Origin of the sequence: Rufibacter sp. LB8, from assembly GCF_014876185.1 — a bacterium.
In the GTDB taxonomy this organism is placed as follows: domain Bacteria; phylum Bacteroidota; class Bacteroidia; order Cytophagales; family Hymenobacteraceae; genus Nibribacter.
Map to the genome: position 1 here is coordinate 4167060 of NZ_JADALJ010000001.1, position 18591 is coordinate 4185650.

Here is an 18591-nt window from a genome sequence, read left to right on the forward strand (position 1 = left end):
TAAGGTAGGGAAATTTGCGGGGCGGGGCAAGGGGGAGACGGCTGTCAATTAGCAGTATGAATTCTACTCAGCCCAATTCTCTAAAGAAATGTTCTTTAGGCGACCTATGTGCTTGATATTATTGGTAACCACAGTGAGCTCGTTTGCCAAAGCGGTAGCCCCAATCAATAAGTCAAAATCATCTACTAAAATGCCTTTTTTCCTGAGCCTGGCTTTTTCTTTCGCAAAAATGTCAAGGGCACTAAAAATGGGTACAACTGTGAATTTTTGAATAAAGTCCTGGATCACTTTTCGGTTTTGCTCCTTCTTTTCGCTGTTTTCTGCTCCGTATTTGAGTTCGGCCACCGTGATTTCAGAAATAAAGCAATGTTCACTACCAACTTGTTCAATTTTAGCATCAAGGTCAAATCGGCCTTTTAAATAATAGATGCAGATATTGGTGTCTAGCAAATACTTTTTCAAAGTCCTTCAATTTGCCGGGTGAAAGTTCTGGACTGCTGTATTTCTTCAATGATGGTTTCAGCGGATTTGTCTGATTGAAAGGCCCCAAAAAGTTCTATCAAACTTTTCTCTTTGGATTTCTTCTGACTTTTAAGCGTTTGCGAAAGCCTGGAAATCAACTCCAGCTTGCTATCTGGACTTAGGTTATTCAAGAGCCCTAAGTAACTTTCAAGGATATGTAGGTTGGTTGTTTTCATGGTACTACTTTACGTTTTTACTGGCTAATCTGTTTGTCTGCTAATTGCAACTCCTCCACCTTCATTTTGAGATTGTAACCCCAATAGCCGAAAGGCTCAAAGAAGTTGATACAGTCTGATAACGAATTTAAACGTTGCAGCTTTGGTAGAATAAGTTCTTCAACATCTATGCTCACTTCTTTTGTAAAGTCACTAAGGTCCGTGTCATTGGTGATCAGGTAACCAAAATAGCTTTCTTCTCTATATGTATGCTTCTTTCTATTCTCAGGAAGCAACTCACCATCACGAATTTGTGCGCTAAGGTCATCATAGGTGGCTTTTCTTTTGGCTGGGTCACGGAGACGAGCAGTCAATGCAACTCCAAGGTTAAAGCAGAAACTTACCTCATCATTACTGTTCCAACGGGAGCTTTGTAAGTTAATAAATAGAAAAAACTCTCCTTTACTCTTCCACCAATTTTGGCCTGAAGTTGAAAATCCCTCTTCTTTTAGTTTAGGCTTGAGATATGATTTTATAAATTCCTTCTGTTTTTCCTTCGCTGTCATTTTTATCAGTTTGCTTTCAGCAATCATGGGGAAGATAGTATTTCTATATAATCTTCAATATACTAAATAATGAACTGAGTTTATAGAAGGAAGGGTTTGCTGCTTAAACCAACACAGAAAAGCTTAAACTAAAATTCCCGTTTCCAGCCCCATTTCCCAAAACGAGCCCGAAAACGCAAACCCTACAACACCACCCCGAACTTCTCGCATAAGCCTTCCAGATCTTTCACCACCGGCGGCAGCAATGGAATGCCGTCTTTCATCCGTTGCTCGGTGAAGATGCGCTCCGGGTCGCCGGGGATTAAGACGTGCTGGCCTTCCTTGGCTTTAGAGTTTCTGAAGCGGGTAATCCAGGTGTCCATGTGCTGCTTGAAATCTGCTGCCGGGCGGAAGGCGTCTACGCGCATGGCCCCGAAGAAATGCCCGATGCCGTCGCCCACCGGGTCTGCGGGCGGGGCCAGAAAACTCACGAAGGGCGGTACCCACGGCCCGTAATTCGCGCCGGAAAGTACGGCAGAGAAAATATCGACAATCGCGCCCAGCGCGTAGCCTTTGTGGCTGCCGGTGTCGCCGCCCAGCGGGAGGAGCGCGCCGCCGGCCTTGAGCTCGTTGGGGTTGGTGGAGGCAGAACCGTCGGCGGCCTGAATCCAGCCCAGCGGCGCTTGCAAGTTTTTGCGTTGGAGCATTTCCAGCTTCCCGTTGGCGGCGGTGGTGGTGGCCAAATCTGAGACAAACGGCGGCTGTTCACCGGCCGGAATGGCCACGGCAATGGGGTTGGTTCCCAAGAGCCGTTCCAGGGAATGCGTGGGCGCTACCAGCGGACTGGCGTTGGTCATCGCGATGCCGATCATGTCATGGGCCAAGGCTTTCATGGCGTGGTAACCGGCGATGCCGTAATGGTTGGAATTTTTCACGCTCACCCAGCCGCTGCCCACGTTTTTGGCTTTCTCCAAGGCAATCTGCATGGCTTTGGGCGCGACTACCAAACCCAGGCCGCCGTCGCCGTCCACGGTGGCGGTGCTGGGCGTCTCGTGTACTATGCGCACGTGGGGTGTGGGGTTGATGCGGCCCGCTTCCCAGAGGCGCACATAGCCTACCAGCCGCGCCACGCCGTGCGAATCCACGCCCCGCACATCGGCGGAGAGCAAGGTCTCGGTGGCCAGGAGCGCATCTTCGTCGGGGCAACCCATGGAAAGGAAAATCTTTTGGGCGAAATCAAACAGGCGTTGGTAGGTGTACATGGGGCGTGTAAGGAATTTGTGCGCCAAAGGTAAGGGAATCAACAGAAAATAGCAGAGTCTGCGTTAGCTTTGGTATACTTGCTTTTACATCGCGCTAAACCCCTCTTTGTATGAAAATTTATCGTCTGTCTTTGTTGCTTTTGCTCAGCTGTTTTGGGCTCCATTTCCAGATTCAAGCCCAAAAACAGGAATCCATGACCACGCAGGTGAAAGCCGTGACCGTGTTTCTGAACCGCGCGCAGGTCACCAACACCGGCCGCGCCTCTGTGGAGCCCGGCGTGACCGAACTGGTGCTGGAAGGCCTGCCTGCCCAACTAGACGAACGCTCTGTGCAGGTGAACCCCACCGGCCCCGTGACCTTGCTTTCGGTGCGCTACGAACAGAATTTTCTGCAAACCGACACCAAACCGCAGGCGCAGCAACGGCTGGAAGATTCTCTGGAAAGTTACACCGGCCGCATCAGAACGCTCACTGACCAACGCGAAGTCCTTCAAAAAGAGGAAGCGCTCTTAACCGCCAACCAGAATTTAGGCGGCACCCAGACCGGTCTTACCGCCGCCCGCCTCAAAGAAGTAGCCGACTATTACCGCACCAGACTTTTGGCCATTAGAAAGGAAATACAAATCACAGATGCCCGTTTAAGCATTTTAAACGAACGTCAGAGCGACTACATCCAGCAATTGGAACAGACGCGCCAGAAGCAGCAGGCCAACAACCGCGTGATTGTGGCGGTGAAGGCAGAGGCCCGCGCTCAGGTAAACCTGGAAGTGACCTATCTGGTGTACAACGCCGGCTGGGAACCCATCTATGATTTGCGCGCCTCTGGCAGCCAAGGCCCCGTGCAACTGCAATACAAAGCCAACGTGCGCCAGAACACCGGTGTGAACTGGAACAACGTGCAACTGACCCTCGCCACCACAAACCCCGCCGAAGGTGCCCAAAAACCAGAACTGGAGCCGCAGCGGATTGGGATTTTGGTGCATAATTCACTTGAGAAAATGTTACAAGGCAGAGCTGCAGGCGTTGCTGTGCAGAATAGTTCTTTGAGCGAAGTAGAAGTAACAGGATACGGAACAAGAACTAAGTCAAAAGCTGCTCCAGCCCCTGCCACAACCACCTCAAATTTCACTGAAGCCGTTACCACCACGCTCGCAGCTGAGTTCAAGATTGGGATTCCGTTCAGCGTGCCCTCAGACGGAAAGCCGCACACGGTAGATATTCAGCAGCACAGCCTCACCACCTCGTACGCGCACGTGACTGCGCCAAAGATGGACCCCACCGCTTTTTTGGTCGCCTACCTCACCAACTGGGAAAACCTGAAGCTGCTTCCTGGACAGGCCAACGTCTTTCTGGCGGGCACTTTCACCGGCAAATCCTTCCTCAACCCAGAGCAAACCAGAGACACCCTCACGCTTTCGTTGGGCCGCGACCAGAACGTGGTGGTGCAGCGCGAACGCCTGAAAGATTACCAGAAGCGGCAAAGCTTGGGCAGTAACATCAAAGAGCAGTTCGGGTATGAGATCAGCCTGCGCAACACCAAAGCCCAGCCCGTGACCATCACCGTAGAAGACCAGGTTCCTCTCAGTTCCACCTCTGAGATTGAAGTAGAAGACGTTGATACCAACGGCGGAACCCTTAACAAAGAAACCGGCAAAGTCACCTGGCGCGTCACCCTCCAACCCAACGAAACCCAGAAACGCACCCTCCGCTACGTGGTCAAATACCCCAAAGGCAAACAAGTAAGCGGACTATAAATTTCTGAAGGATTGTTCGTCATACACAAACAAACACAGCCTGTTATTTTGGAAAGATTTTGTGGGCCAGCTAGAAAAGCGTTTGATTAACGTCTGTTTAGTTCGCCACCAAGATCCTTTCAGGATGACAAAAGAGGGGATAGGTTTCGTCTGATTTTTATCTTTGTAGAGGAAAGTGACCAGCTTCCGTTTTCGGCTTCATTTTGAGAAATGAGCCCGAAAACGGAAGTTTTGTTTAGTAAAGTTTAACACGCATTTCGTCCCCTTTTGAAGGGGGTAGGGGGATGATTTACTCTTGCTGAATATCTTTTTAGAGCCTTCTATGGCGCGGAAGTTACTTCCGTGACTTATTGAACTGCTTTTTGAAAGTCACGGAAGTAACTTCCGCGCCATAGAGAAAAATATTGCCTTTTTATTAAAGCTGGTCTTTTCTTCTGCCGCCTTCGTCATCCCCCAACCCCCTTCAAAGGGGGACGATACGCGTCAACAAAACGTCCTTCTATTCCCGTTTTCCGGCTCCAAATCCCAAACGCAGCCAAAACCAGAAACGCCCACAAAAATTCTCCCCACAGGCAACCGGCCAGGCCAACCCCGCATCTAGAAAGTATATTTGAGCATCGGCATTTTCTGGAACGGATTTTGCCTTTTGCTGAATATCAGATAATGCTAATATTATGAAAGCACGTGTACTTCCCTTCCTGCTGGTGCTGCTCTTCTGGGGCGAGATGGCTGCCGGCCAGTCCAAAGTGATTTATGACCAACAGCGCACCGAGAATTTCACCCTGCGCAGCAGCGAGAACCCCGACCTTCGGCAGATGGCGGTAGAGCTGGAGCGTACTTTGCGGTCGCAGCAAATGGCGTTGCTCGTGGCGGCGGAGTGGCAGGAACGCATTGCGCGCGACGGCCACCAACTCAAGCTGGAGGTGAGCGTGAAAAACGTGCAGGTGAAGGAGCGCGTGTTTTACCAGGAATTCGATTTCTCCCAGGAATTAACTCCTACTGTGGTGGGCGGCAAAGTACAGTTGCTGGGCCCCGAAGGCAAAGTGCTCCAGACCTATGACCTGGGCAATAAGACCCTCGGGAAGAACGGCGCCGCCATGGTGTTGCAGGCTACTTTTGCTGACACTTCGGCGTTTGCCGGGTTTAAGCTGAAGGTGGTGGAAAGTCGTCTGGGTTTCTCAACTGCTAACCGCAGTGCCGTCAAAGAACGGGTCGAGTTGGTGAGGCGCTATTATGCCGCCGATGCCCGGCTGTCTCTTCTAGCCCGCGACCTGCAGACCGTGAACCCCAATGATTTAGACCGGCTCGCCCAGCACAGCGAACGCCTAAGAGCCATGGAAGCCGAACTGTCTGGTTTGTTAAGCCAACACCTGACGCAGGAACTGGAACTGAACCAGCGGGACCCTGTGCAACTGCGTCGGCGCGTGCGCGAATTAGACGATCGGTTCAAAGGCCGCCGCGTGGCCCTGGACCAGATGTGGGCGCGCCTGCCCGAGATTTACTACAACCGGGGCCTGGAGATGGCCGTGAACGGAAACGCCCGCGCCGGCCGTGAGTTCTTTGAGCGCTCGTTGCAGGCCAACCCAGCCTTCGCGCCGTCGCATTTACAATTGGCCCGTTTAGACCTGCAGGCCGGTTATGTGAAAGAAAGCGCGCTTCGCACCAAAGACCTTCTCAATCGCATGCAGGTGGACCCAGAAACCCACCGTTACGCACAGGAACTGGCCCTTGACATTCAAAATACCTATGTGCGCCACGGCGAACAACTGAACAACCAAGGCAAGTTTGAACAGGCATTGGCGCAGTTTGAACAAGCCCGTGATTTCTGCCGCGGCATCTCCAGCCTGCGCTGCCGCCCAGAACTGTGGGAGCGGGGCATGACCTTCGCCGTGAACGGAATCTATGATGATCTGCTCCAGGACGGAAAAAGCGCGCTCAACCAACGCAACCTGGCCCAGGCCGAAAAACTGGCCAAGCAAGCCCAGCTATACGCCAGAAACAACAAAGCCAGCATTGACTCAGACGCCGCCGCGCAAAACTTAATGCTAGACGTGCAGGAACAAGTGTATCTAAGCTTAATGGCTTCGGGCCGGAAAACCTTGCAAGCCCAAAAATACGCAGAGGCCTTGGCTTCTTTTGAGAAAGCCAAAAGCGTAGCCTTGGATTATAAACTCACCGAGCAACCAGAGGCCAACACCTTGGTGAAACAGGCCGCCAAACCCGTTATCTTGGCGCAGATAGCAGATGGTCAGCAAGAAGCCTCGGCTAACCGTTTGTCTAAGGCCCGTACCATTGCCAACCAAGTCAACAGCCTGCAAATCAAGTACAACTTGGTGAGCGACAAAGAACTGGATGCTGGTTTCAGAGCCTTGAGCCAGCGCATTTTCTCACAGGAGTGCGCCAATGCTCAAGCCAGCTATGACCAACTATATCAAAAGGCATTGGTCTTCAGCAATGGAAAGGAGTTTGCCAAAGCTGCCCAAGAGTTGGAAAGGGCTATTGCTGCCGCCAAAGAAAACGCCGGTTGCGCTATTCCATCGGCTACCGCCGAAGTAGAATTAATCCGCATTGACGCCCCGGCGCATTATCAGGAACAGTTGCAGAAAGTGAACAATTTGGTAAACCAAAACAAAATGGCCGAGGCGGTGCAATTGTACTTACAGGCAGGCGCAGAATTTGAGGAAGATAATGTGGCAAGCTTCGGGTTGGCGAATGAATCTTTGGTAGCCTTGGCGTTACGTCATGACAACAAAGGTTTCATCGCGGAGATTGCCCGGCATTTGTCGGCCAACGGGAATTCTGTAGACGCTATTTCTTTGGTGAGACGCTTGGTTGCTTTGAAATACACCAAGTACAACCTGAACCAATTACAGGAGAAAATTGCCGAGCAACTGGCTATTAAAGACGCCCAGGCCAACCCAAAAGCAGATTACAAAGCCTTGGCTAACAGCTACACCGGCGGCGCCAAGGAACTGAAAACCCTGAACAAAGCCTACCAGAAGAAATTCAAAAAGTTGACTTAAAATAGAAACGGCCCTACTGAGAAGTGGGCCGTTTCTGTTGAATGTTATTCAGCAGTGCGCAGGAGACAAGGCAGTGCCTGGTCACTACAGTTATATTCCCGTTTTCGGCTTCATTTCCAGAAATGAGCCCGAAAACGGAAATTCTCTTATGCTTGCAGCAACTCCGCCAGCATGCCTTCTTTCAACGCATAGGCTGAGACGCGCATCTTCTCCAGGTTGTATTTCTCCACCACCCAGTCAACGGCTACGCAGGCTACCACTATCATGTCAACGCGCATTTCCAGCATGCCGGGAATGGCTAAACGTTCGGCGCGGTTTTTCTGGAGCAGCTCTTTGTACTGCCGCTGAAAAGTAGCCAAGCTGATTTCCATTTCGGGAGTGTTGTTAGAGTCACGGGTGAGGTTTTGGGCGGCGAGGTCCATATCTACCAGCGTGTCAAACGTGCCCGAAGAGCCAATCAAAATCTCTGGTTGGTGTTGCAATACGGCTGCCGTCAGTTTCTGCAGGTGGTCTTGCAGGTAATTCCTCAGCGCTTTCACCTGGTCAGGCGCAATGGGTTGGTCCTGGTCTGGATAGAATTTATCTAGTAGCCGCTGTGCCCCAATCTCGAAGCTTTTCTTCCACAGAATTCCCCGGTCTGAGCCGATGATGAACTCAATGCTGCCGCCACCAATGTCCATAACCAAAGCCGGCTTCGGGCCGATTTCCAGGGCTTGCTGTACTCCTTTGAAGATGAGCTCGGCCTCGCGGGCGCCGTTGATGACTTCCACGGCAATGCCGGTTTGGTCTTTGATGGCCTGCACTACTTCGGGGCCATTGCTGGCGTTTCTGAGGGCGCTGGTGGCGGTGGCTTTCACGGTTTGCACCTGGTGCTGGTCCATTATTTGCTTGAACTCAGTGAGCGTTTTTAAGCCGCGTTCGCGGGCCGCGGGCGTGATTTCGCCTTTGCTGATGCCGCCTTCGCCCAGTTTCACAGGCGTTTTGGTTTTGAACAAGGTCTGCGCCTGCCCGTTTTCATCTACTTCCACAATAAGCAAATGAAACGTGTTTGTGCCTAAATCTATGAGTGCTAACCGGGACATAGTATTAATTGGGAATTCAGAATTAGGAATGTGGGAACGTGCGAAGGCAGATTTATGAAAAAAATGGACTTCCTCCGCTATCAGGTTAGGGGTTATTTTTCTATGGTGTCTTTTACTTTCAGGCGCTTGTTGAAGGCAATGGCTTGGTTGGTAATGGTGCCTTTCAAGAGAGAATCTACGCAGTGGCGTTTAGATAAGGGGCCATCAATGGGGTTACACTCGCCGGAGGTAATTTTGATTTGGTACGTGTTGTTTTGCGTTTTGGTGATGACAGATTCCCTGAGATAGGAATTCCCGGCATCGCCCCACGTATCTGCCAATTCATAGGCATGCGTGGGCCGGTTGGTGGTAACATTGAAATGGAAAAGCATCAGTTTGCTGGACCAATAAAAACCGGGCACTCTGGTCAACAACGCCACAGACGTAGGCGAAATTTGGAACATCTTGGTGGCGAACACTTGGGTATGTTCCATCTTTTCGTCTCTATGAGGTCTGTCCTCTTGAGAATAAATTAGAGAATCGAAAATAATGCTTAGATGTCTAGGGATTTCTCTACCCCTAAACAAAAATGCCTCTGACTCTGGATCATTGTCTCCAATGCTGGTACTTGCTTTCAACGGAAATGCCGCCACAGAATCATACAAGGCCAGCAGTTCCTGCACCGGGAACGCTTTTTTAGCAGGAGCCGAATTTTCCGGTTCGGGCGTTGAAGTTTGGGAGACTTTCTCTTCTTTTTGCCCGCACGCGGAAAGCAAGAAACTGGCAAAAAACACAACAAGAAACGCTTTGGCCTGAGACATAGAAGTGAGTTTTATTTAACGGAACTGAACCGGAAGAAAGTACCCAGCGGCAATTTGCGTTGCCCTTGGTCCTGTAGGTACAATTCGCCCAGCTCCTCGTTCTGTACGGTTTTCCCGAAGGAACCTCTAATTAAATTTTCCAGAATCATGGCCGAGTACCCCAACGAGTACAGATTGACCACGAAGTAATTGTCCTGCGGGTCCAGCAGTTGGGCGCAGAGCTTGATGAGTTCGTTGATCTGTTCCTCCAGAAGCCATTTCTCACCGTCGGGACCGCGGCCGTAGGCGGGTGGGTCCAGGATGATGCCCTGGTATTTGTTGCCTCGTTTTACTTCGCGGCGAGCGTATTTCATGGCGTCTTCCACCAGCCAACGTATGTTGTCCAGATTGCTGGCTTCCATGTTCTCGCGGGCCCAGAAGTTGACTTGTTTCACACTGTCCAGGTGCGTGACATCGGCGCCGCCGGCCTTGGCCGCCAGAGACGCGCCGCCGGTGTAGGCGAACATGTTCAAAACTTTGGGTTTATTGCCCAGCGCGCGGGTTTTGTCAAAGATGAACTGCCAGTTGGGGTCCTGCTCCGGAAACAACCCCACGTGCTTGAACGACGATAAGCCCAGCCGGAACTTCAGCTTTAAGTCATTATAGTTGTAGTTGATGAACCACTGCTCGGCCATGCCTTTCTTGAGTTGCCACTGTCCTTTTTCTGCGCTGCCTTTCTCGCGTTTGAACGTGGCCTGGGCCAGCCGTTCCCACTCCGCGTCAGAGAGGTGCTTGTCCCAGGCGGCCTGCGGTTCTGGGCGCGCCAGCACGTATTCGCCGAAGCGCTCCAGCTTTTCAAAGTTGCCGCAGTCAATCAGTTCATAGTCAGCCCAGGCAGAGGTGGTCAGGAAAGAATACATATCTTTGTCAAGTGTTGTGGTGGTAAAGGTACAGTTTTCAGTAGCAAGTAGCAGGTATCAGGTAGCAAGACTTGCGTTTTCCGTTTTCAGGCTCGTTTTCAGAAATGAAGCCGAAAACAGGAATGAAAAATGGGAATGCGTTTTAGGGCCCATTTCCAGAAACGAAGCCAAAAACGGAAATCCTAAAGTAGCACATCAGCACTTTAAATAATTAGCACATTAATAATGAATCTTACCTTCTATAAATACCAGGGCACGGGCAACGATTTTGTAGTGCTGGACAACCGCGATGAACACATCAACCTGACCCCGGAACAAGTGGCTTTCTTATGTGACCGCCGCAAAGGCGTAGGCGCCGATGGCCTGATGCTGTTGCAGGAAAAAGCCGGCTATGACTTTGAAATGGTGTATTTCAACGCCGATGGCAACCCCAGCTCCATGTGCGGTAACGGCGGACGCTGCCTGGTGGCCTTCGCGCAGTTTTTGGGCGTGATTCAGACAGAAGCGAATTTTATTGCCGTAGATGGTCCGCATTTGGCCAGTCTCAAAGAGGGCTTGGTGCATCTGCAGATGAAGGACGTGGCTGAAATTGAAGACCTGGAAGCCGCCTGTTTTCTGAACACCGGTTCGCCGCATTACGTGAAACAGGTGAGCGCGCTACAAGACCTGAACGTGTTTGCCGAAGGCCGCGCCGTGCGCTACTCAGACCGTTTCAAGGCCGAGGGCACCAACGTCAACTTCGTGGAACACTTACCGGAAAATCAATTGTTTGTGCGCACCTACGAGCGAGGCGTGGAAGACGAAACTTTTTCCTGTGGCACCGGCGTGACCGCGGCGGCCTTGGCGGCCAGCAGAAACGGCTATGAAAGTCCGGTGCAAATTAAAGTCTTGGGTGGCGAACTGCAGGTGAGTTTTGAGCGGGACGAAAATGGCTTCAAAAACGTATTCCTCATCGGCCCCGCCGTGCAAGTCTTCAAAGGCGATATCACGCTTTTCTAAATTTCCGTTTTTGGCCCCGTTTCCAGAAACGAAGCCAAAAACAGAAAGTAAATTCTAGGCTTTTGAAGTACCTCTGTTTGTTACCATTCAAAAGCTTCGAGCTTAAATGCTTTTCTTGTTGTTGTCAACTTAGAAAGATTTCGGGGCAATCTGAATAAGCATTTAGTCAAGGCTTTACTAGCTTGCCACCAAGATCCTTTCAGGATGACAGAGAAGGGAGAAAGAGAAGTTATAATAGCTTGGTAAGGCAAAGGGAGAAACCTTAAAGCAACCTTTTGGCAAAGAAGAGGAGAGACTTTATTCTGGTCCCAAAGCCAATTCTTGATTCCTAATTCTCAATTCTAATTCACTATGCATACCGCCCGAATTTTCCTGCGTGCCCCAGAGCCAAGTGACCTGGAGTTTCTCTACCAACTGGAGAATGATGCAGAATTATGGCCGGTGAGTTTGTCGGTGGCGCCGTTGTCCAGAGACGTGCTGCGGCAGTATTTGGAGAACGCGGCGGCAGATATTTATGCCACACGGCAGCTTCGGTTAATGGTGTGTGTGCAAGAGAATGCGCAAGTGGTGGGCACCGTGGATTTGTTTGACTTTGAACCGTTACACCGGCGGGCGGGCGTGGGCATTGCCCTGCAGCAAGACGCACGCGGCCAAGGCTACGGGGCAGAAGCCTTGCATTTGCTGTTGGCTTACGCCGCCCAAACTCTGCAGCTGCACCAATTGTATTGCACCGTGGCCATTAACAATCCTAGGAGTATGTATTTATTTGAGTCAGCAGGATTCCAAAAGGTAGGCACCAGAAAAGACTGGCTCAGAACCCCGTATGGTTGGGTAGATGTGCTGGAGTACCAGAAGGTGTTTACTAGCGCCAAATAATAAGATAGCCTCTTTCTTATATTCTGGAAAACATATGTATTTATACGGTTTTTTACATGAAAAACTGGTATTTATTGCATAATCCCTAAGAGAACACAGCTTTTTTCTAAGATTCTACGTATGCAGGTGACAAGAGAAATGTAATCCATTTCTCTTTCTTTTTGAGACACCACCCTTAACCTTGCATTTGTATATGTTTGATCTTGACTCTGACTTTATCCCCGGTACTGCTAGTAACTATTTTTCTGAGCCAGAAACAACTACCACCGCTTCGCTTTCTTCTTCTACCGTTGTGTCTACCCCCATCAGGTCAAACAGTAAAAACGCCACCGCCCAGACCATAGAAACGTATTTGCAGTCTGTGTCTGCGTTGGTGTGTCTGTCACATTTGCGCTGGGATTTTGTGTACCAGCGCCCGCAGCATTTGTTGTCGCGCTTCGCGAAGCACACCCAGCTTTTCTTTTTCGAGGAACCGCTTTTCTTTGACAATGCCCGTCCGCGCCTGGCCGTCTCCACCCGTGAAGACAACGTAACCGTGGTGGTGCCGCATTTGCCACACGGTTTGTCACCGGCAGAGATAGAGGCCGAACAGAAAACTCTCTTAGATAAATTCTTCAAAGTCAACCATCTGGACAACTATGTGCTGTGGTATTATACGCCCATGGCATTGGAGTTCAGCCGTCATTTAAAACCAGCCCTCACCGTGTTTGACTGCATGGATGAGCTGTCTGCCTTCAAATTCGCGCCGCCGCGGTTGCTGGAGTTAGAGGCAGAATTACTAGCCAAAGCCGATGTGGTCTTCACCGGTGGCCAGAGCTTGTATGAAGCCAAGAAAGACCGACACAAAGAAGCCTTCGCGTTCCCGAGCAGCATTGACAAAGCCCACTTCGCGCAGGCGCGCCAAGCACAGGCAGACCCCGCTGACCAGGCCAACATTCCGCACCCGCGCATGGGTTTCTTTGGCGTGGTAGACGAGCGTTTTGACATTGAGTTGCTGCGTGAAGTTGCCCAGACAAGACCGGAATGGCAGTTTGTGATCATAGGACCAGTGGTGAAGATTGACCCTGCCACTTTGCCCAGAACCGAGAACATTCATTACCTGGGCGGAAAATCATACCAGGAATTGCCGGCATATCTAGCGGGTTGGGATGTGGCCATGTTGCTGTTCGCGCATAATGAATCCACCAAATACATCAGCCCTACCAAAACACCAGAATACTTAGCCGCCGGTAAGCCGGTAGTGTCTACGTCTATCAGAGACGTGGTACGCCCGTATGGAGACCAGAATTTGGTACACATTGCCGATGGCGCCCCGGCCTTTGAGCAAGCCATTGAAAAAGCGCTGGCCCAGGCAGATGACCAAGAATGGCTGAACCGCACCGATGCTTTCTTGGCCGACATTTCCTGGGACCAAACCTGGAAAGACATGGTGACCCACATGCAGCGCATCAGCCAGGCCAAAGCAGTTAAATAATTTATTAAATCATTAAGAAAGGCAGGCCAAACCCGAAGAGGGGAAGCTGCGTTTTTCCTTCCAAAAATTAGATAGGAGTAAAAGCATTATGTTTGATTACCTGATTGTAGGCGCCGGTTTCGCCGGAAGTGTGTTGGCTGAGCGGCTGGCCACTAAATCCAATAAAAAAGTATTAGTCATTGACAAGCGGTCACACATTGGCGGCAACGCTTATGACCATTACAATGAAGACGGTATTCTGGTACACAAGTACGGCCCGCATATCTTCCACACCAACTCCAAAGACGTGTTTGAGTACCTGGGCAAGTTCACCGAGTGGCGCCCGTACGAGCACCGCGTGCTGGCCAGCGTAGACGGCCAGCAAGTGCCCATGCCCATTAACCTGGACACCATCAATAAACTCTACGGCCTGAGCCTGACGTCTTTTGAACTGGACAAATTCTTTGAGTCAGTGGCTGAGAAGGTAGACGTGGTGAAGACCTCAGAAGACGTGGTGGTGAGCAAAGTGGGCCGTGAGCTGTACGAGAAATTCTTCAAGAACTACACCCGCAAGCAGTGGGGCATGGACCCGTCTGAACTAGACAAATCAGTGACCTCGCGCGTACCCACCCGCACCAACCGTGATGACCGCTATTTCACAGACACTTACCAGGCCATGCCGCTTCACGGCTTTACCAAGATGTTTGAGAACATGCTCAATCACCCCAACATCAAGGTCATGCTCAACACAGACTACCATGAGATCATTGATTTCATTCCGTTCAAGGAAATGATTTTCACGGGTCCGGTAGATGAATATTTCGATTTTAAATACGGAAAATTGCCGTACCGCTCGCTGGAGTTCAAGCATGAAACCGTGAACAAAGAAACCTTCCAGCCGGTGGCGGTGGTTAACTACCCCAATGAACAGCTGTACACCCGCGTAACGGAGTTTAAATACCTGACTGGGCAGCAGCACGCCAAAACCAGCCTGGTCTATGAATTCCCGCGCGCCGAAGGTGACCCATATTATCCCGTGCCAAAGGCCGAAAACGCCGAGCTCTACAACAAGTACAAGAAACTGGCTGATGCCACGCCCAACGTACATTTTGTGGGCCGTCTGGCCACATACAAATACTACAACATGGACCAGGTAGTGGCCCAGGCGCTCACGCTGCACAGGAAATTGACGGAGAAAGAGCGCGTGGCAATACCAGCCATAGACGGCGTGAATGTCTTGCCCAAGCAAGTGCAGGAAGCCTTAAACGGAAGTTCCACCAAAGTAACCTCGAATGGCAGACATTAACCTTTGGGGCGGCGTGGAGTGTACGGTCAACCGCGTGGGCGACCAGTACTTTGACCAGCTGGCTCAAAGCGGACATGACCATAGAGTAGCAGACCTTGACCTGTTTGCGGATCTTGGATTGCAGAAAATAAGGTACCCGGTGCTTTGGGAGCACGTAGCCCCTGAAGCACCGGACCAATTTGATTTTACCTGGGCCCAGGAACGCCTGGAGAGACTCCGGGAACTCAACATTAACCCCATTGTAGGCCTGTTGCACCACGGCAGCGGACCGCACTACACCAATTTGCTGGACCCAGATTTCCCGGAGAAGTTTGCGAGCTACGCGAAGGCGGTGGCCACTCAGTTTCCATGGGTCACAAATTATACGCCCATCAACGAACCCCTGACCACCGCGCGCTTCAGCGCCTTGTATGGTTTATGGTATCCGCATCATCGGTCAGATGCTTCTTTTGTGACCGCCCTTCTCAACCAAATCAAAGGCACCAGGCTAGCCATGGCCGCCATCCGGCAAATCAACCCGGCGGCGCAACTGGTGCAGACCGATGATTTGGGCTATTCGCACAGCACTTCCACCTTGGAGTACCAGGCAGACTTTGAAAACCACCGCCGTTGGCTCACCTGGGACTTGCTCTCAGGAAAAGTAGATGAACAGCACCCTCTCTGGGAATACTTAGTCACTGCCGGGGCGTCTATAGATGAGTTGCTGGAATTAGTAGCGAATCCTTGCCCGCCAGACATCATTGGCGTGAATTATTACGTGACGAGTGAGCGGTATTTAGACGAGCGCATCACAGATTACCCGCTGCACACGCATGGCAACAACCAACAGCACCGCTACGCAGATGTAGAGGCGGTTCGGGTGTCTGCGGCTACGCCTTTGGGCGTGAAAACCATTCTGGAACAAGCCTGCGACCGTTACCAACTACCGGTGGCCATTACTGAGGCCCATTTAGGCTGTACCCGTGAGGAACAAATACGCTGGTTAGCCGAAGTGTGGGATTCTGCCCTCTGTTTGCGAAATGAAGGCAAAAACGTAATAGCCGTTACCGCCTGGTCTTTGTTGGGTTCTTTTGACTGGAACAGCCTGTTAACCCAGCAGCGCGGTTTCTACGAGCCTGGAATCTTTGACATCAGAAGTGGCGAACCTGCCCCCACGGCAGCCGCCCAGCTGTTGAAATCATTTACCTTTAGCGAGGAAAGGCATGCGGTGTTACAGGTAGATGGCTGGTGGAAACGCGCCTGCCGGAGCCTATTTCCGCAGCAGGAAGAAGAACCCGAAAATTTCCATCAATGCCTTTTACCTGACATGAAAACTCCCCAACCGTTAATCATCACGGGCGCCACCGGAACTTTGGGACGTGCCTTCGCGCGTTTGTGCAGCTTGCGCGGAATTCCGTATGTGTTGCTCAACCGCCAGGAACTGGACATCACCCAACCAGAATCCATTGAAAGCGCTTTGGAGAAATATCAGCCCTGGGGCGTGGTGAATTGTGCCGGTTACGTGCGGGTAGATGACGCTGAAAAAGAGTCAGACGCTTGTCTGTTGGCCAATGCCCAAGGCCCAACCAATCTGGCGCACGCGTGCCGAATGAAAGGAATTCAGCTGGCTACGTTTTCTTCAGACTTGGTGTTTGACGGCCAGAAAGAAGGCGCCTATCTGGAACATGATCCACCTAATCCGTTGAATGTTTACGGCCAAAGCAAAGCGCTGGCAGAAGAACAAGTACTGGCGGCCATGCCGACGGCGCTCGTCATCAGAACCAGCGCGTTCTTCGGGCCATGGGACCAGCACAATTTTGTGTTTTATGCCCTGCGTGCTTTCGCGCATGGGGAGGAATTTACCGCGGCCCAGGACACCTTTATCACGCCTACCTACGTGCCAGACCTAGTGAACACCACCTTGGATTTACTGATTGACCAGGAGCACGGTCTCTGGCATGTGGCCAACACGGGCGCGTATTCATGGGCAGACCTGGCCGAGACAGCCGCGCGCATCGCCGGCCTTCCGTTTGAACCATATTTGAAAAGAGTGGCGCAAGCGGAGTTTGGGTTACCAGCCCGTCGGCCGGTGAACACCGCGCTGGGCACTGCCAAACGCGCCATTTTGCCAACGGTAGAAGACGCACTTCAACGCTTTTTATACGCTGGTGAGATATCGTTCAGGCCAGACATTCACCACGCCCAAGCACAGGAGGAAGCTACTTTTCTGGCGGCCCAAGCGTAGTTTTTAGCACATTTTTGAATCCTGTTTTCGGGCTCATTTTCAGAAATGAGCCCGAAAACAGGATTCTGTATTTGTACACCTGTGTTTATTTTGTTATTTGTAGCTTCTAAGTGAGCTAAGATTTTATCAGCCAATTATTTATAAAACATCCAACCTTCTTGCTTGATACCAAAGGCACTATGAAGATACGCATACTCTTTCTGTTTTTTCTTTTCCCGCTGTTTGCACAGGCGCAGCAGAGTTGGAGCCGAGTGGTGCCCCAAATCAGTATCGGAACAAAGATGATTACCACCCGTGACGGGGGGTATGTAGTGCTGGGAGGGGAGGACGAAGGTCAGTACAAAGTTCCCCGTGTTTCTAAATTTAACGGCCAGGGACAGTTGCTGTGGTCACGCGGTGCGCAATCCCGGGTAGGAATGCGGCACTTTACAGGCAGGACAATCAGTGAAATGCACAGCGGCGACATTTGGCTGCTGGGGTATGCAGCGGCAATTCCCTTTGAGGAGGGCCAACAGAGTCTCACGTTCATTCAGCGCTTGAATCCTCAAACCGGTGACACCCTCTACACTCAGTACTTGCCGCAATCGCTGGGTCTGGATTTGAAGTATCTGCATGCTACCCCAGAGGGTGACCGTGTATTTGGACTTACTGTAAAAAGATTCGCTGAAAATCCTGATCATGGTTATTTTACTATTACTGAATATGATGAACGGGGAAGCTTTGTGAAAGAGACAGGCCATATCATTCAAACATGGTTAACACCCAGTATAGAATTTGTGTCTACGGCTGCGGGAGACCTTTTTCTGAACACGGGTTATGTCAAAGGCTCCTCCCCAATGGAGTACTCACGGTTCGTAAAAGTGATAGACAAGAGTAAAAATACGCTGCAAGGTCTCTATGACCATTTTGTTATTGGGGCAATGCCCAACGGGCGAATCCTAACCGCGGGGCCGGTGGGGGAAAAGTACGGCTTTCATTTGTTTGGAGCCACTTTTGAAGACCGTATCACTTTACCCGATAGCTTTTTCTCCCTAGCCACAGGAGAGGAACTCTACCATACCCTACCCATGCCTGATGGGGAATTTTTGGTGTCTGGTGCTTATAAAGTCAATACAAATACTAGAGCACTTTTTCTGATGAAGTTAGATGCCCAAGGAAATCAAGTCTGGAAGCGCTACTATCCCGAAGAAAGTGCAACTGGACTTGCTCACTTGGAAGTAGTCCCAGACGGCGGTGCTCTGATGCTGCTTAGAAAAGATAATGAAGTAAGGCTGGTAAAAATAGACAACCAAGGAGTAATCTTAAACTCTAAAAAAGAGCAAGCCTTAGCAAACCAAATCGCAACGCTGTACCCAAACCCATCCAACGGAAACCAAATCCATCTATTCTTTCAGCAAAAGTTCGCCGGCACCGTTCAGGTGTTTGACCAAACCGGGAAGCTGCAATGGCAGAACAACATAGATGCGCAGAAAGACCAGCAAATGACAATTCCGCAGACGTTGGCCACCGGCTTGTACCAAGTGCTCCTCACGGGCAGAAACGGAAGTGTCTCCTCCATGAAACTGTTGAAGAACTGAGCTGGAAGACCGAAATGGAGTAATTCTCTTTATACCATAGTGGCATTGGTTCAAGAAAGTTGTCTTAAAAAGTAGGCAGTAGTATCCCGTTTTCGGGCTCATTTTCAGAAATGG

The 18591-nt window shown here is 50.8% G+C and carries 15 protein-coding genes; 8 read left to right on the top strand and 7 right to left on the bottom strand.

Annotated features, from left to right (window positions below; translation table 11 throughout):
* Window positions 1–63: 63 nt before the first annotated feature.
* The 4 genes from IMY23_RS17375 to IMY23_RS17390 form a co-directional block, all read right to left on the bottom strand.
* Complete coding sequence (locus IMY23_RS17375) at window positions 64–462, bottom strand: type II toxin-antitoxin system VapC family toxin (protein ID WP_192823291.1); 399 nt, start codon at window positions 460–462, stop codon at window positions 64–66.
* Complete coding sequence (locus IMY23_RS17380) at window positions 459–698, bottom strand: hypothetical protein (RefSeq protein WP_192823292.1); 240 nt, start codon at window positions 696–698, stop codon at window positions 459–461. The genes IMY23_RS17375 and IMY23_RS17380 overlap by 4 nt, the downstream gene beginning before the upstream one ends.
* Before the next feature lie 17 nt (window positions 699–715).
* Window positions 716–1270 carry a DUF4304 domain-containing protein gene (locus IMY23_RS17385; protein ID WP_192823293.1) on the bottom strand — a complete coding sequence of 185 codons (555 nt, stop codon included), beginning with the start codon at window positions 1268–1270 and terminating at the stop codon, window positions 716–718.
* A gap of 155 nt (window positions 1271–1425) precedes the next feature.
* Window positions 1426–2484, bottom strand: a complete 1059-nt coding sequence (locus IMY23_RS17390) for an Ldh family oxidoreductase (protein WP_192823294.1) — start codon at window positions 2482–2484, stop codon at window positions 1426–1428.
* Window positions 2485–2594: 110 nt separating this feature from the next.
* Here IMY23_RS17390 and IMY23_RS17395 point away from each other — a divergent pair, with 110 nt between their 5' ends.
* Together IMY23_RS17395 and IMY23_RS17400 are read left to right on the top strand one after the other, a co-directional pair.
* A complete protein-coding gene (locus tag IMY23_RS17395; RefSeq protein WP_192823295.1) occupies window positions 2595–4238 on the top strand; it encodes a DUF4139 domain-containing protein in 1644 nt (547 codons plus the stop codon).
* A 674-nt stretch (window positions 4239–4912) separates the two neighbouring features.
* On the top strand, window positions 4913–7261 hold the full coding sequence (locus IMY23_RS17400) for a hypothetical protein (protein ID WP_192823296.1): 2349 nt from the start codon (window positions 4913–4915) through the stop codon (window positions 7259–7261).
* A 146-nt stretch (window positions 7262–7407) separates the two neighbouring features.
* Here the strand turns inward: IMY23_RS17400 and IMY23_RS17405 are convergent, their stop codons facing one another.
* The 3 genes from IMY23_RS17405 to IMY23_RS17415 all read right to left on the bottom strand — a co-directional run bounded on the left by IMY23_RS17405 (window position 7408) and on the right by IMY23_RS17415 (window position 10042).
* On the bottom strand, window positions 7408–8343 hold the full coding sequence (locus tag IMY23_RS17405; protein WP_192823297.1) for a Ppx/GppA phosphatase family protein: 936 nt from the start codon (window positions 8341–8343) through the stop codon (window positions 7408–7410).
* 92 nt (window positions 8344–8435) lie between these two features.
* Window positions 8436–8816 carry a hypothetical protein gene (locus tag IMY23_RS17410; RefSeq protein ID WP_192823298.1) on the bottom strand — a complete coding sequence of 127 codons (381 nt, stop codon included), beginning with the start codon at window positions 8814–8816 and terminating at the stop codon, window positions 8436–8438.
* Window positions 8817–9154: 338 nt separating this feature from the next.
* Complete coding sequence (locus tag IMY23_RS17415; RefSeq protein WP_192823299.1) at window positions 9155–10042, bottom strand: class I SAM-dependent methyltransferase; 888 nt, start codon at window positions 10040–10042, stop codon at window positions 9155–9157.
* Between the two features lie 225 nt (window positions 10043–10267).
* Between IMY23_RS17415 and dapF the strand changes: the two genes are divergently transcribed.
* The 6 genes from dapF (at window position 10268) to IMY23_RS17445 (ending at window position 18477) form a co-directional block, all read left to right on the top strand.
* Complete coding sequence (gene dapF, locus IMY23_RS17420; protein ID WP_192823300.1) at window positions 10268–11041, top strand: diaminopimelate epimerase; 774 nt, start codon at window positions 10268–10270, stop codon at window positions 11039–11041.
* A 351-nt stretch (window positions 11042–11392) separates the two neighbouring features.
* Window positions 11393–11917 carry a GNAT family N-acetyltransferase gene (locus IMY23_RS17425; RefSeq protein WP_192823301.1) on the top strand — a complete coding sequence of 175 codons (525 nt, stop codon included), beginning with the start codon at window positions 11393–11395 and terminating at the stop codon, window positions 11915–11917.
* A 193-nt stretch (window positions 11918–12110) separates the two neighbouring features.
* Window positions 12111–13391, top strand: a complete 1281-nt coding sequence (locus IMY23_RS17430) for a glycosyltransferase family 1 protein (RefSeq protein WP_192823302.1) — start codon at window positions 12111–12113, stop codon at window positions 13389–13391.
* Between the two features lie 88 nt (window positions 13392–13479).
* On the top strand, window positions 13480–14676 hold the full coding sequence (glf, locus tag IMY23_RS17435) for a UDP-galactopyranose mutase (protein ID WP_192823303.1): 1197 nt from the start codon (window positions 13480–13482) through the stop codon (window positions 14674–14676).
* Window positions 14663–16900: a family 1 glycosylhydrolase gene (locus tag IMY23_RS17440; protein WP_192823304.1), complete on the top strand. Its 2238-nt coding sequence runs from the start codon at window positions 14663–14665 to the stop codon at window positions 16898–16900. Before glf ends, IMY23_RS17440 begins: the two co-directional genes overlap by 14 nt.
* Window positions 16901–17079: 179 nt before the next feature.
* Window positions 17080–18477 (top strand): T9SS type A sorting domain-containing protein, encoded by a 1398-nt coding sequence (locus IMY23_RS17445; protein ID WP_192823305.1) that lies wholly within the window; start codon window positions 17080–17082, stop codon window positions 18475–18477.
* The last annotated feature ends 114 nt before the right edge of the window (window positions 18478–18591 follow it).

What these genes read in the sequence shown, in the direction of transcription:
- IMY23_RS17415 (WP_192823299.1), bottom strand. Translation starts at nt 10,042, where the DNA reads ATGTATTCTTTCCTGACCACCTCTGCCTGGGCTGACTATGAACTGATT.
- IMY23_RS17400 (WP_192823296.1), top strand. Translation starts at nt 4,913, where the DNA reads ATGAAAGCACGTGTACTTCCCTTCCTGCTGGTGCTGCTCTTCTGGGGC.
- IMY23_RS17390 (WP_192823294.1), bottom strand. Translation starts at nt 2,484, where the DNA reads ATGTACACCTACCAACGCCTGTTTGATTTCGCCCAAAAGATTTTCCTT.
- IMY23_RS17445 (WP_192823305.1), top strand. Translation starts at nt 17,080, where the DNA reads ATGAAGATACGCATACTCTTTCTGTTTTTTCTTTTCCCGCTGTTTGCA.
- IMY23_RS17430 (WP_192823302.1), top strand. Translation starts at nt 12,111, where the DNA reads ATGTTTGATCTTGACTCTGACTTTATCCCCGGTACTGCTAGTAACTAT.
- IMY23_RS17425 (WP_192823301.1), top strand. Translation starts at nt 11,393, where the DNA reads ATGCATACCGCCCGAATTTTCCTGCGTGCCCCAGAGCCAAGTGACCTG.
- IMY23_RS17380 (WP_192823292.1), bottom strand. Translation starts at nt 698, where the DNA reads ATGAAAACAACCAACCTACATATCCTTGAAAGTTACTTAGGGCTCTTG.
- IMY23_RS17440 (WP_192823304.1), top strand. Translation starts at nt 14,663, where the DNA reads ATGGCAGACATTAACCTTTGGGGCGGCGTGGAGTGTACGGTCAACCGC.
- IMY23_RS17405 (WP_192823297.1), bottom strand. Translation starts at nt 8,343, where the DNA reads ATGTCCCGGTTAGCACTCATAGATTTAGGCACAAACACGTTTCATTTG.
- glf (WP_192823303.1), top strand. Translation starts at nt 13,480, where the DNA reads ATGTTTGATTACCTGATTGTAGGCGCCGGTTTCGCCGGAAGTGTGTTG.
- IMY23_RS17385 (WP_192823293.1), bottom strand. Translation starts at nt 1,270, where the DNA reads ATGATTGCTGAAAGCAAACTGATAAAAATGACAGCGAAGGAAAAACAG.
- dapF (WP_192823300.1), top strand. Translation starts at nt 10,268, where the DNA reads ATGAATCTTACCTTCTATAAATACCAGGGCACGGGCAACGATTTTGTA.
- IMY23_RS17410 (WP_192823298.1), bottom strand. Translation starts at nt 8,816, where the DNA reads ATGGAACATACCCAAGTGTTCGCCACCAAGATGTTCCAAATTTCGCCT.
- IMY23_RS17395 (WP_192823295.1), top strand. Translation starts at nt 2,595, where the DNA reads ATGAAAATTTATCGTCTGTCTTTGTTGCTTTTGCTCAGCTGTTTTGGG.